This window comes from Paenibacillus sp. FSL L8-0641, assembly GCF_038006265.1.
Taxonomy (GTDB): Bacteria; Bacillota; Bacilli; order Paenibacillales; family Paenibacillaceae; genus Paenibacillus; species Paenibacillus polymyxa_D.
In genome coordinates, this window is sequence record NZ_JBBOUW010000001.1 from 3,037,744 (window position 1) to 3,050,390 (window position 12,647).

11 protein-coding genes and 1 pseudogene are annotated in these 12,647 nt (G+C 44.8%); 7 read left to right on the forward strand and 5 right to left on the reverse strand.

The window, feature by feature from the left end:
• Window positions 1-216: 216 nt before the first annotated feature.
• Window positions 217-1,632, reverse strand: a complete 1,416-nt coding sequence (locus MKY16_RS13485) for a helix-turn-helix domain-containing protein (RefSeq protein WP_340955718.1) — start codon at window positions 1,630-1,632, stop codon at window positions 217-219.
• A 283-nt stretch (window positions 1,633-1,915) separates the two neighbouring features.
• Between MKY16_RS13485 and MKY16_RS13490 the strand changes: the two genes are divergently transcribed.
• Both MKY16_RS13490 and MKY16_RS13495 read left to right on the forward strand, forming a co-directional pair.
• Window positions 1,916-2,731 carry a hypothetical protein gene (locus MKY16_RS13490; protein WP_340955721.1) on the forward strand — a complete coding sequence of 272 codons (816 nt, stop codon included), beginning with the start codon at window positions 1,916-1,918 and terminating at the stop codon, window positions 2,729-2,731.
• 103 nt (window positions 2,732-2,834) lie between these two features.
• On the forward strand, window positions 2,835-3,926 hold the full coding sequence (locus MKY16_RS13495; RefSeq protein ID WP_340955723.1) for a hypothetical protein: 1,092 nt from the start codon (window positions 2,835-2,837) through the stop codon (window positions 3,924-3,926).
• A 104-nt stretch (window positions 3,927-4,030) separates the two neighbouring features.
• Here the strand turns inward: MKY16_RS13495 and MKY16_RS13500 are convergent, their stop codons facing one another.
• The 4 genes and pseudogenes from MKY16_RS13500 to MKY16_RS13515 all read right to left on the reverse strand — a co-directional run bounded on the left by MKY16_RS13500 (window position 4,031) and on the right by MKY16_RS13515 (window position 6,214).
• Window positions 4,031-4,468, reverse strand: a complete 438-nt coding sequence (locus MKY16_RS13500; protein WP_069010183.1) for a phage holin, LLH family — start codon at window positions 4,466-4,468, stop codon at window positions 4,031-4,033.
• Between the two features lie 440 nt (window positions 4,469-4,908).
• Window positions 4,909-5,541 (reverse strand): annotated as a pseudogene (locus MKY16_RS13505) (glycoside hydrolase family 25 protein); the annotation flags it as partial.
• Window positions 5,519-5,920 (reverse strand): phage holin family protein, encoded by a 402-nt coding sequence (locus MKY16_RS13510; RefSeq protein WP_238794824.1) that lies wholly within the window; start codon window positions 5,918-5,920, stop codon window positions 5,519-5,521. The pseudogene MKY16_RS13505 and the gene MKY16_RS13510, both read right to left, overlap by 23 nt.
• Before the next feature lie 72 nt (window positions 5,921-5,992).
• On the reverse strand, window positions 5,993-6,214 hold the full coding sequence (locus MKY16_RS13515; RefSeq protein WP_165146841.1) for a hypothetical protein: 222 nt from the start codon (window positions 6,212-6,214) through the stop codon (window positions 5,993-5,995).
• Window positions 6,215-6,451: 237 nt separating this feature from the next.
• On the opposite strand from MKY16_RS13515, the gene MKY16_RS13520 reads away from it, so the two are divergent.
• The 5 genes from MKY16_RS13520 to MKY16_RS13540 all read left to right on the forward strand — a co-directional run bounded on the left by MKY16_RS13520 (window position 6,452) and on the right by MKY16_RS13540 (window position 12,586).
• On the forward strand, window positions 6,452-6,877 hold the full coding sequence (locus MKY16_RS13520) for a MaoC family dehydratase (RefSeq protein WP_029517401.1): 426 nt from the start codon (window positions 6,452-6,454) through the stop codon (window positions 6,875-6,877).
• A gap of 867 nt (window positions 6,878-7,744) precedes the next feature.
• Window positions 7,745-8,110 (forward strand): hypothetical protein, encoded by a 366-nt coding sequence (locus MKY16_RS13525; protein ID WP_013310644.1) that lies wholly within the window; start codon window positions 7,745-7,747, stop codon window positions 8,108-8,110.
• 128 nt (window positions 8,111-8,238) lie between these two features.
• On the forward strand, window positions 8,239-10,401 hold the full coding sequence (fdhF, locus tag MKY16_RS13530) for a formate dehydrogenase subunit alpha (RefSeq protein ID WP_029517400.1): 2,163 nt from the start codon (window positions 8,239-8,241) through the stop codon (window positions 10,399-10,401).
• Window positions 10,398-11,048 carry a 4Fe-4S dicluster domain-containing protein gene (locus MKY16_RS13535; protein WP_340955725.1) on the forward strand — a complete coding sequence of 217 codons (651 nt, stop codon included), beginning with the start codon at window positions 10,398-10,400 and terminating at the stop codon, window positions 11,046-11,048. The genes fdhF and MKY16_RS13535 overlap by 4 nt, the downstream gene beginning before the upstream one ends.
• 32 nt (window positions 11,049-11,080) lie before the next feature.
• Entirely contained in the window at window positions 11,081-12,586 is a 1,506-nt protein-coding gene (locus MKY16_RS13540; protein ID WP_340955727.1) for a [FeFe] hydrogenase, group A, read from the forward strand.
• The last annotated feature ends 61 nt before the right edge of the window (window positions 12,587-12,647 follow it).

Consider the following 12,647-nt stretch of genomic DNA (forward strand, 5'->3'; position numbering starts at 1 on the left):
TATATCCGACTTTGACACTCTATATGTATAGTTCATGCTGATCACTTCAGAAATAGTATTCGAGTAAATCGTGTGGTAATTCCTACACTGAAGAAAGCTCTGCCAACCATAAGGTTAGCAGAGCTTTTTCTTTAAAATCCTCCAATGGTAACGTTAGGCTGAATACTATGGTGGTGGTTAAAGGCTTGGTCCGGCATAGTAACAATAAACAAAAAGCTAGCCGCGATGACTAAAAGTACCATTTTTTTGAACATTGTTTTCCCACACCCTTTCAATAAAATTGAAATACTCAGCTTTAGTTTCAGGAACTGCATGGGCTTGAAAACGAACAAACAACCCCATACAGTTTATAAAGTAAGTTTCATTATTTATTATATGTGACTTTACCATTGCATTCATCAAATATTTAAAGCCATCAATGTACTTCCCTCGGTATAAATAATAAAAACCTAACTCGTAACCAAACCACGCGATATAATCCGGTATCACTTGTCGGGTATACATATCATCTGATGATGGTTGTTGTGAAAAAGTCGCAATTAGCGTTTCAAATCGTTTGAGTATATCGTCTACATCTATGCTAAACTGGTTTGCTGCGATTATAACATTCAGCAGTTTTGAAAGCTTTTCATTCTCGTTAGCGGCTGATGTTGTAGCAATATATTCAACATAATCGTTCAGCAGGCTTATTTCTCCTGACAACAGCTTATATACGTAAGTATTTCCTACCGCCCAGTGACTGAACAGGTTTACCCAGTGTTTTGTGTCCTCGTCATCCTCTTTAACCCAGTCTAAATCCGCATAGGCGTATGTATATTGTAGAGCTTGTTGATAATCGCCTTGAGCTTCACAAACACTAGCACACAACAGGTCAGCATAAGCAATGTATCCAAATAACGGCCCTCTTGTTCTCTTTTCATCATCTAGAAACTTTCGTTTTTCTTGGTGTTGTAAACTATACTGGATTTCCGCTTTAGCTCTCATTTGCCTTGCCATTTCGTCTACCTTGTCCCATTTACGTAATGACCTATATACGTTTGCCAAATCCTTCAATGCGTCAAGCTGGTCTATTTCATCCAAACGCTCGACATAAGGCTCAAACAGTATAGCTGCCTTCATATTCCGACTTTGATCATCTCCAATTTGAATCGTAAATATTCGATATTGACAGACTGCCAGACGTTCAGAATGTTGGTACTTCTCTGCTTCTGCTACGCTCTCATAGAGCAGCAGCGCCGCAGCATGGCGTCCTTGAGCGAATAGGGTTTCTGCAATGTCAAACAGTTTGGGCGAATAAAGTAGATTGTCCATGATGGCTCCTACCACTCGACGGATCGCATCCAACTTGTCCAACTCCGCACAACGATACAAAAATGGCTCGATTCGTCTCATATTCGGGGGCGTGTCGATGATGTAGTTTTCTATAAATAAGTCGTAAAAGTGGCCTTCCGGTAAACCCATCGCCTCAGTAATTAGATCAAGCTGGTTAACAGACATAGGCTTGTTTCCTGTCACAATGGCACTTAGCGCCCCCCTATTCATGCCTGCAACTTGCCCAAATTGCGATAGACTCAAACCTTTTTGTTTTAAATATCCGTCTAATTCTGCTCTAATCGTAGGTGTATGCTTCATGTCATATCCACCCTTCATACAGAAATTCCAAAACTTTTATATTATTGCATTCTATTGTTGTCCATAATTTAACAGTTGTCAATAACCTTTATTTCTTTTGCATTTTATTAAAGAACTTCGGCATAATCGGTGGCATGAAATGACGTAAAGAACACTCTCCGCAGCCTATACCCATCTTAAAAAATATTAAATATATTCATATATGCCATAAAAAGGTTTACAATATTAGTATATTCCTTTACGCTGGCTTTGTATTTACAAATATTTCAAGTAGGCGTTTTGTTTGAAAGTAAAATTTCTACCACAAGCTTTTCTAGCTGCAACGCTACTCATTTCTTTTGGGATCGCCTATCCAGCTACCTCCAATGCCGAAAAAGGAGATAAAATCCCTGACCGCATGTTAGCGGGTACCATCATTCAATACGATGAGAACAATAACATGGTTGTATTGGAAAAAGGAACTCCGGTACCTGAACAGCAAAAATCTAAAGCTGCTATTGCTCCACTGACTGCTGAACAACAGGCTGAGCTAGAAAAAGAAAAACAACAGGATAAAGAGATCGATGAAGCAACCAAATCACTACCGGTATATCATATTGATAACCCTGACCCTCAGCCTGGTTTAAAAGTAATTTATGATGGCGAAGGTTTTATCAAAGATATTATCTTGCCTGATCAAAAAGAAAATGCGATTACTACTAATAATGTTTCACTTCAAGCATTACCACGCGGTACACGCAAATCACCTGGGACTTATACATATGGAGATCATGATAATGAAATTAAAATTAACGGAACATCTAGTGGCTATGTTCGAGGCACAGGGAGAGGAACAAACTTCACAGACACGTATGGGGAAAATTCCAATAGACTCCAAAGAGGTGACTGTGCAACAAAAGGAGCCATTGATAATCCCGACTTCGGGACAGAAATTCGGGTAAGGAATTATGATAATAATGCCGTAGCTAATTTTTATAAAGCTGATAACGGGAGTCTTCCAGATGCAGTCATTGATATTTGGAAAACGGGTGTAGAGAAGTTAGGTTTAGAATGGCATTCGTACGTCTCATTTTCAGCAAGATATTCCTATGATTTTTAAGATCTTTATACCAAAAAAGGATAGGATCTCGCGTCCTATCCTTTCCCTTTTCGTTATCATCTTCAGTTTGATTCATCACTTATCTCAGAAAGGATGCTTCGTGTTGAGAACAAGTAGCTACAAATTTTTTAGATTCTTTATACTTTCCCTGCTCGTGCCAGCTTTATTGTCATCCTGCTCTCCCTCTTTTACCCCACCAGCAGAATCATCTGTACCCAAAAAGGCCCAATCAAATGAAAAAGTAGTGTCGGCCGGGAAAGGCCAGTATCTATCCATGACTTATACAGAGTATGTGAATGGGAAGAACACAGATCAAGGCATGGTTATGCGTGTAATGACGTACGACTTGAGTAGTAAGAAAGTGACCAAGCTGGCCGACGTCCCCTATACCTCCCAGTACCCGCTTTCTGTGGTGTCCTTGCCTGATCACAAAATTTATTACTCTGCCAGTGTTGGTGATAAGGGAGACCAGTTATTTTCGTATGACTTGAATACCAAAAAAAACGAACAGCTTACCGATAATTTGTTTGCCATCAATCGTATCGTACCAACTACTCCAGATGGCCCACTCGTTCTGGTTGCGGTCAAAAAAGGAGAACGTATACTTAAAACTATTTTCTACAATAAAACAACGCACGCCATGAAATTTATGCATGATGAAAACCAAGATAAAAACCATGAAGAACAAACTTGGTCTATAACCTATAATCCAGCCAAAAAAGCAATTTACAGTTCACATTATTCAGCTAAGGAGCAAGATGAACAAAGAGAAATCTCAAACCGAACACAGACCATTATGATCCCACCGGATAACAAGGTTACAGAAATCAATAGCGTCACTAAGCAAGAGCGTTCTGTTATTACACTAAAAAATCAAGAAATATCATCGATGTCCAGCAGTAATGATAAGCTGCTCCTCATAACCACTCGATTCATTAATGGTGGCAATCCAGAGTATAGTCTGATTGATATTGCAACAGGTAAACGCACCAAAATCAAGTTGCCTATTTTATCCCGCCAATTTGTCTATATGTCCCCCGACGGCAAGGGTGTCTACTATTTGGGTAGCGCCTCTGAGAAAAATGAGGAGGAAGGGCGCGGCGTATATTATTATGATTTCACATCGAAAATTCAAACCCCCATCTTTATACAAGAAGAGGGTTTCATCAATAACTTCATGCTGCTGAACAAGTAATTGCTCTGATTAGCAACATGCCAAAAAGCCGGAAAGAAGCAAGTTTACGCTATCTTTCGGGCTTTCCTTATCTGTTTAGTGTTTACTTTGTAACTATAGCCGTATTAGTCTTGCTCCGTAGCAGGCGCTTGTACTGATTCTGTTGGTTCTTGAATAGACTCAGTTGCTGTCTGAACCTGACCGGATGATACCTCTGCTGTAGCCTGAGCCAAAAAATCATTAAGCTTCGCGGCAAGACCCGATACAGCTTCCTTAGCTGCTGCCCGTGTTGCCTCCTCGTTTGGCTGTGCGTCAGTAGCGAGTGCCACTTTTGTTTTGGCCTTATACTCCAGATATGCCTTCTCAATCGCGGATTTTAACTCTACTTGGGATACTACGATACCTTGACTGGAAAGAGTAAGTGAAGCATACTGCAAAGCCTCCTGAAGCTTACGTTCTCCTCCAGCTTCTTTAAATGCTGTTTGAGCAAAAGCAAAGCCCTCCCCAGCAATTTTATGGATTATTTCCCTCTGTGCCGCCGTAGTACGCGCTTCTAGCCACACGTTAACCTTAGTTTTGAGTTTTGTTCAGACCTCCTAAAACAAACGCTGTAAGCACACCCACAGCGGCTGTGGAGATGGTATTTACGTAAGGTTGCACAGTTTCGATAATTGATTGCATGATTACTTTTCCCCTTTCGTTTTCAACGATGCGATTTTATTTTTTGAATCCCAGGACACTACTGCCCGTAAGCTTCTGCAATTGGCTTGAGTTGCACATAAGCCGTATCGTCTACAAGTTGGACAGTTTGCAGCTTGGCTCTGTTTAAATACGCTTCCTTACGGGTGTTGTCCCAGTGATAAGAAAAGCCCAATACATCTGCCAAAGACCGCAACGGTACATAAGTTCTGGAGCCATGTAGAAGTGCTCTCCCCGCTTCTTTGCCATTGACGCAGAATATGCCGGGTGTAACGGATTCTGTCTCTTGTGCAGGGACAACAGCGCTGAATCGCTTACACAGCTCGTCCGCTGTACCGTCAAACTCATTCATGTCCACGTTCCCTTTTATCCCAGCTACCTTGCCGCTGTCGCTGTATTGCCAAATATCCCAACGTTTCCATGTCACTGTGTCGCTTGGGACGCGAGTGTCACTATACCGGGCTATCCATAATGGGTAACCGCCCAATGAGGCGTTAAAATTGGCGGCAAAGGCACTACCCGTGTAAATGATTGGCTTTCGTCCTGTCAGGCGCTCCAATTCCAAAAGAAAGGCTAATGCTACAGCACTAATAAGTGTTTGGAGAGCTTGCCAGGATTGTTTTCGTAGTCCATCACCGCAGGAAGCTCCAGCGCTTTGGCACCTCCAACCTGATCCTACACATCAGCAAAATGCCGTGCATCCGCTTTCTCTGTGTCAACACTGGTGGCATCTAAAAAATGATAGGCCCCCAACAACACGCCTGCTTTCTTGGCTTTTTTTGCATTTGTAATGAATGTTGGGTCAACATAACTTGCCCCTGACTTGCTTTAATGTAGGCAAATGAAATACCGTCGGTTTAACCGCCTTCCAATCAATCTTTCCTTGATAACGGGATACGTCTATTCCTTGGGCATTACGGCTGTTTCGTCGTTGCATCCTCTTTCTCTCCTTCCTTACCACTTTTACTTTTTAAAACTTCTACGGCCTGTCGGATCACAGGCGGGATAGGAACGCCGAGTCTGCCACCATTCTCCAAAATGGACCGTAGCTCATTTTCCATATAAAAATAGGCGACCGCATCTCGGAATAGGTGCGAATCGCCTAAGACTCCATCAATTAGATGGGATACTGCTACCATTGCAAAAATAAATACCTTTCGAGCTATACCGATAAGACCAATCTTGCTTTTTAAACCTGGTCCGGTACCCTTCTTACCTTCTACGGCAGCGGCAAATAATCCGGTCACATAATCAATAATGACCAGAGCAAGTAACACCCCCAATACTCCCGACCACCCACCATAAAAATACGTCACAGCGCTGCTTCCTAAAGCAGTACAGAACTTAAAAACTCCCACTTATCCAACCTTCTTCCCCCGTCTCTCCGTTCAGGAAACTTTTCCTGAGCTATCATCATTTGCTTTTTGATTCTTTTCCTCTTGGGCCTGTATCTCTGCTAATGCATTTCCTACCGCAATATCCAAACCTATAAGAATTTCTTTCCGGCGTGCTGGCTGTGAAGCAATTACAGCAGAAATAACCTCAGTCAATTCTTGAACCGATCTGGTTAGATCCAGTTGTATATCCAATGTGGATTTTATCTTTGCCATGTATTTCGTCACCTCCTCAAGACGCAAAATAAGCCCCTGAATTATCAGAGGCTTTTCATACTTGTATCTTAAATTAATTTGCTGCTATAACGCTACGAGTTTTAAAGGGAAATATTGTTCAGTGAATATAAATTTGTAGACGGACAATACGTCATTAAGCTAACGGACAGTTTAACTTGATTGGTGATATTATGCTACTCTATAAATAAGCAAATAATTTAATCAAGAGGTGTAATAATGCGGTTTCATGAATTTTATATCGGACAAGTATTTAAAACCAAGTCTTTGAAATTAACTCAAGAGGATATTACCAGATTTGCAAGGGAGTTTGACCCGCAATATATGCATTTAGATGAAGAGAAAGCATTAAAAGGCAGGTTTAATGGAATTATCGCTTCAGGAATTCAAACATTAGCTGTTTCTTTTAAGCTTTGGGTTGAAACAGGGAGTTACGGTGATGAGGTTATTGCTGGAACTGCTATGAATAATATTAAATTTATTAAGCCAGTATATCCAGGCGACGAATTGTACACCATCGTTGAAGTGATTGGAGTAAAAGAGATGAGGAATGGAACAGGACTCGTTACTGTAATGCTGTCGACTTTCAACCACAAAGAGGAGCAAGTTTTTGAAGGCGATTTATCCGTTCTGGTTAAACAGTAAAGTTTTATAAAATCAATTATTAAAGGTTTGAAGAGGCCCATGCATTCTAGCACGGACCTCTTCTCTTTATTTATACATGGCTTGACTTGCGGCTTTATGTTCAGCCACACGTTGCAGTAATTTCTTCATTTGGCGACCTTTAAGTTGCCCTTCTACAACTGAATTTCGCATAGATTCTACATCTTGAACCCGCACTTTACCCCATGATGAAAGCGATTGTACAGTGCGATAAATTGCTTTGCTGCCACTTTATTATGGGTCTCGACTTGAAAACCAACGCTGTTCGTCGGGTGTTTGTAACAGACAATGACTTGGGCGATCTGCTTAGGATCTGTTGGTTTGTGTACAGACAAATTAGCGTTGGATTGATGATTTAGCGTACCCAGTATTCCTCTTAGCAACTAATCTTCCGGAATTCGCATAACCTGAAGATGATGTTCACGAATACCACTTCCAATCCCACACATATCATGGTAGTTGCAGAATCACGTACGATATCACCTATTTTGGATAACATATTTATATTTTCTGGTGTTCGACTAGCATTTTCGTTCAAAGTAATAATGATAAATTCATCTACTGCTTTTGTATTAGAACTGTACAAGCAATGCGATAGAACGAGAAGCATCATACAAACCATAGAGGTAAAGCTGCTTCAAGAGGGGGCTAATCCATGTAAAATTTTGGTTCAGTGTAATGAATTTCACATCTTTCCGGGCCAACCTGTTCTACCATAGAAGAGTGATACGCCGTGCTGGGCAGACCACTTTGGTCGGGACGGTTACGTCTTGTTCTAAACTAGCTACACAGGCTGTCTGGCATGCGCGGCAAGTACGCCTTTATTTTGATTCGAAGCGGAGTGTCCAGATGTTGAATACCGAATTGGAATACCGTGAGCGCATCAGGAAGTTGGCCGTATGTATTGTCAAGCACTACCGGGGAAAAGGACCGGACAACGTCAAGGTTTCACTGGATTCGCCGCTCCGGATTACGGTAGAAATTCGAGGTACATTGTCTAATTTGTCCGAAATTCTCGTTCATGAAGGGGCTGAGGACAAGGTCAGAGAATATTGGGACGTCCTTCGTCCCTATCTGGAAAAGGAGTTTATGAACGAAGCCGAAAAAACACTCGGCAGTCCCTTCACTTATACTTGGGAGGTCTGCCCCTCCGTCCATGGAGACGGACACATTATCATTACTCTAGAACTACAACACATACACCGGTTGGATTAGCGGGAAGGAGCCTTGTCTCCTCGCTCGCGGATAAGCCAGTACAGGATGCAGCGTAAAGCGGCATTTTTGTATTGGCTTTTTTTATGTTTCGAGTTTCATCTATTTCATATAAAAGAGGTGCTGCACTTATGGCAGACAAGGTATTGACCGTATGTCCCTACTGCGGGAGCGGTTGTCAGCTTCATTTGCTGGTGGAAAAAGGACAGGTAATTGGCGCAGAGCCGGCTGGTGGTCGTACGAATGAAGGAACGTTGTGTCTAAAAGGACACTACGGATGGGATTTTCTGAATGACCCGCAAATTCTGACTGCACGCTTGCGCAAGCCCATGATTCGCAAAAATGGAGTTATGGAGGAAGTGGAGTGGAAGGAAGCCATTCAATATACTGCCGAACGGCTGTCAGCAATTAAGGAAAAATACGGACCCGACTCCATTATGGGAACGGGCTCCGCACGTGGTCCGGGAAATGAGGCCAATTATGTCATGCAAAAGTTCATGCGGGCGGTCATTGGCACGAACAATATTGACCATTGCGCTCGTGTATGCCATGGCCCTTCTGTGGCAGGTTTGACTTACTCGCTCGGAGATGGAGCTATGTCCAACTCTATTCCTGAAATTGAACACTCTGATCTCATTTTCGTATTTGGATATAATGCACCCGAAACACATCCGATTGTCGCAAGACGCATTGTAGCTGCCAAGCAAAGAGGCGCCAAAATTATTGTATGCGATCCGCGCATGACCGAAACAGCTCGTATTTCGAATATGTGGCTACCCTTAAAGGGCGGTTCGAACATGGCTTTGGTGAACGCTTTTGGTCATGTACTTGTGCATGAAGGACTGTACGACAAACGATATGTTGAAGCAAACACAGAAGGCTTTGCCGAATACGTAGACAGCATTAAAAAATATACTCCCGAATATGCGGAAGGCATTACGGGGGTCAAGGCGGCCGATATCCGGGCGGCTATGAGGGAATATGCAAAGGCCCCTACCGCTACCATTTTGTACGGAATGGGCGTATGCCAATTTTCACAGGCCGTTGACGTAGTAAAGGGGCTCGCTTCCCTTGCACTGTTGACCGGAAATCTGGGCAAGCCGAATGTGGGTATCGGACCAGTACGGGGACAAAACAATGTACAGGGTTCCTGCGACATGGGCGCTTTGCCGAATGTGTATCCTGGCTATCAGGATGTAACAGACACCACGGTTCGCAAAAAGTTTGAAAAAGCATGGGGTGTTGAGCTACCGCGTAAAAAAGGGTATCCACTTACGGAGGTACCACACCTCATCCTGAAGGAGAACAAGCTGAAAGCTTATTACATTTTCGGCGAAGACCCTGTACAAAGTGATCCGAACGCCGCCGAGTTGCGTGAAGCCCTAGACCAATTGGAATTTGTCGTGGTCCAGGATATTTTCATGAACAAAACAGCGCTGCATGCCGATGTCATCCTCCCTTCTACTGCTTGGGGCGAGCATGACGGTGTATATTCTTCGGCAGATCGGGGCTTTCAGCGCATCCGAAAGGCCGTCGAGCCACAGGGTGATGTAAAGCCAGACTGGGCTATTATTAGCGAGGTTGCTACCGCCATGGGCTACCCTATGTCCTATGCAAACACAGAGGAAATTTGGGATGAAATGCGTAGCCTCTGCCCATTATTCTCCGGTGCCAGCTACCAAAAAATGGAGCAGCAAGGCGGCGTGCAATGGCCCTGCCCTACTGAGGATCATCCAGGTACACCGTATTTGTATAAAGGAAATCAATTTTCGACACCTAGTGGCAAAGGCAGATTATTCGCCTGCGAATGGCGTCCACCACAAGAACAACCGGATGCAAAATACCCGCTTGTCTTGTCTACAGTCCGTGAGGTAGGCCACTACTCCGTTCGTACCATGACTGGCAATTGCCGTGCGCTGCGCCAATTGTCTGATGAGCCTGGCTTTATTCAGATTAGCCCGGAAGACGGAGCAGATCTGAATATTCTGGATGGTGAAATTGTTGCCATATCCTCCCGCCGGGGACGCATCATGGCTCGGGCACAAATCAGTGACCGTGTGCAACAAGGTGCGACCTACATGACCTATCACTGGTGGGTTGGAGCATGCAACGAGCTGACCGCTGATTTTCTCGATCCGGTATCCAAAACACCGGAATTAAAATACTGTGCCATCCGCCTGGAACGAATCGCCGACCAAGCTCAGGCCGAACGTGATGTACATGAATCGTACCAACAGATTCGCAAACAGATGAACGTCCAGGAAGCTGTTTTGGCTGATAAGGTGACAAGATGAGCGGCACAGGGAATATGATGCACCGTCCGACTGATACCCGGTCAGCTTCGATGAGTAGAATGGGAGCAGCCAGTAGAACAAGCGCTGTTGCTTCTTCTTTTGTAGTCGCAGACGCCGGGCAGTGCATCGGCTGTAAAGCCTGTGAACTGGCGTGCTTCGCCGTTCACAGTCAGGCTAACGGTATAGGAGCTTCGGTCGGAACCGTCAGCGTTCCTGTCATACCCAAGGTGTATGTTGTTCGTACAGGAGATACGTATGTGCCGGTGCAATGCCGGCATTGCGAAAATGCCCCCTGCGCACATGCCTGTCCGGTGCAGGCCATTCGTCAGGAGGACGGAGTCGTCATGATAGATGAGGATCGATGTATCGGCTGTACTTCCTGTGTTTTGGCCTGCCCCTTCGGGGCAATTGAGGTGTCTCCGGTCTACCAGGCCGGACACCTTGTGACGCAGTCCGGCCTGACTCACCGGGCAAATCGAGTGGCCCTTCCCCGCACCGCGGCAAGCAAATGCGATCTGTGCGCGGAAACAGAGAAAGGACAGCCTGCATGTGTAGATGCCTGCCCGAATCATGTCCTACGGCTGGCCAAGGGTATATCCGACTCGCCTCCAGAGCCTCGGCGGGAAGTCTTTTTCCCACGCCTGTAAGGTCAAAATCAGCCGCAGAAAGGTAGAAAAACATGTCAACCACAATAGACAAGATCTCTTCACCTCCTTGTATGAAGACGACTGATTGCACAGACCCTGTCATTCATATTGACCCAACGCTCTGCACGGGATGCAGACGCTGTGCTGGGGTTTGTCCAGTAGATGCCATAGAGGGACTGCCTGGAGAACCGCAAACCGTTAATGCAGACCGATGTGTTATTTGCGGTCAATGTGTACAAATATGCAGCGTATACGCATCCGACTGGGCAGGTTCATCTCCACAGGAAGGCGCCGCTAGACGACTGGAACGTATACAAGAACGCGATATGCCTGCCGACATCAGAGAGCCGCTATTCGCTGCCTACTATAGCTACAACTTGAATAAGGTAAGCGATATGATGACCAAACCTGGACAGTTTCGGATCGTCCAATGTGCTCCGGCCATTCGTGTTTCACTCGCGGAGGAATTCGGAATGCCGTTCGGCACCTTGACGCCTGGGAAAATGGCTGCTGCTTTGCGCCGCCTTGGTTTCGACCGGGTATATGACACCAACTTTGGAGCTGACGTGACCATCATGGAGGAAGGCACGGAATTGATTCGTCGCGTGACCGAAGGCGGTCCCTTGCCTATGTTCACATCCTGCTGTCCAGCATGGGTCCGATTTGCCGAGATTGAATATCCCGATCTGCTAGACCATCTATCCAGCTGCAAATCTCCGATGCAAATGTTAGGAGCGCTTATCAAATCTTATGGCGCACAACTGGACGAAGTGGAACCTGCGAATATATACAGCGTTGCCATCATGCCATGTACTTGTAAACAATTTGAATGTGATCGTCCCGAAATGGAATCTGACGGTTACCGTGATGTAGATGAGGTACTGACCACGCGTGAACTTGCATACTGGATCAAGCAGAGCGGAATTGATTTTGCAAACCTGCCTGATGAAGAATTTGATTCACCGTTAGGGCAATATTCCGGTGCAGGCTCCATTTTTGGAGTCACTGGAGGAGTCATGGAAGCTGCCATCCGTACAGGTTACGAGCTGCTGACGAATGAAAAACTGCCGAAGCTCCAACTCGATTTTGTACGTGGTGAGGAAGGCATTCGAGTAGCTGAGGTTCAGGTAGGCAAGCTACAGCTCAAGGTAGCGGTCGTCGCCGGGCTACAGCATGCCTATCAGCTACTGGATCGTGTCCAGGCGGGCGAATGTGATTATCATTTTATTGAGGTGATGGGCTGCCCTGCCGGATGTATCAGTGGAGGGGGACAACCCAAGATCATGTTAGAAAAGCAACGAATTGAAGCTTATCGGGCACGTAAATCCTCCATCTATGGACATGATGCTGCACGCCAGGTACGAAAATCGCATGAGAACCCTCACATCATTAAACTTTATGATGAATTTCTAGGTGAGCCGCTGGGTCATGTGTCGCATCATCTTCTGCACACGACCTTCCAACAACGGGGGCCCGGCAAGCAAAGCCGCAGTAGCACTATTTCCATCAAAGGGGATACGGATTACTCCATTCATTAATACGTTAAGTTTTTTATGCTGTATACATTATATTTGTCGTTAGTTAGAGAGGAGTCGAATT

Excerpts from the sequence above, each read along its gene's own strand:
- MKY16_RS13485 (WP_340955718.1), bottom strand. The coding sequence starts at position 1,632 with ATGAAGCATACACCTACGATTAGAGCAGAATTAGACGGATATTTAAAA.
- MKY16_RS13515 (WP_165146841.1), bottom strand. The coding sequence starts at position 6,214 with ATGGCAAAGATAAAATCCACATTGGATATACAACTGGATCTAACCAGA.
- MKY16_RS13520 (WP_029517401.1), top strand. The coding sequence starts at position 6,452 with ATGCGGTTTCATGAATTTTATATCGGACAAGTATTTAAAACCAAGTCT.
- MKY16_RS13525 (WP_013310644.1), top strand. The coding sequence starts at position 7,745 with ATGTTGAATACCGAATTGGAATACCGTGAGCGCATCAGGAAGTTGGCC.
- fdhF (WP_029517400.1), top strand. The coding sequence starts at position 8,239 with ATGGCAGACAAGGTATTGACCGTATGTCCCTACTGCGGGAGCGGTTGT.
- MKY16_RS13535 (WP_340955725.1), top strand. The coding sequence starts at position 10,398 with ATGAGCGGCACAGGGAATATGATGCACCGTCCGACTGATACCCGGTCA.
- MKY16_RS13540 (WP_340955727.1), top strand. The coding sequence starts at position 11,081 with ATGTCAACCACAATAGACAAGATCTCTTCACCTCCTTGTATGAAGACG.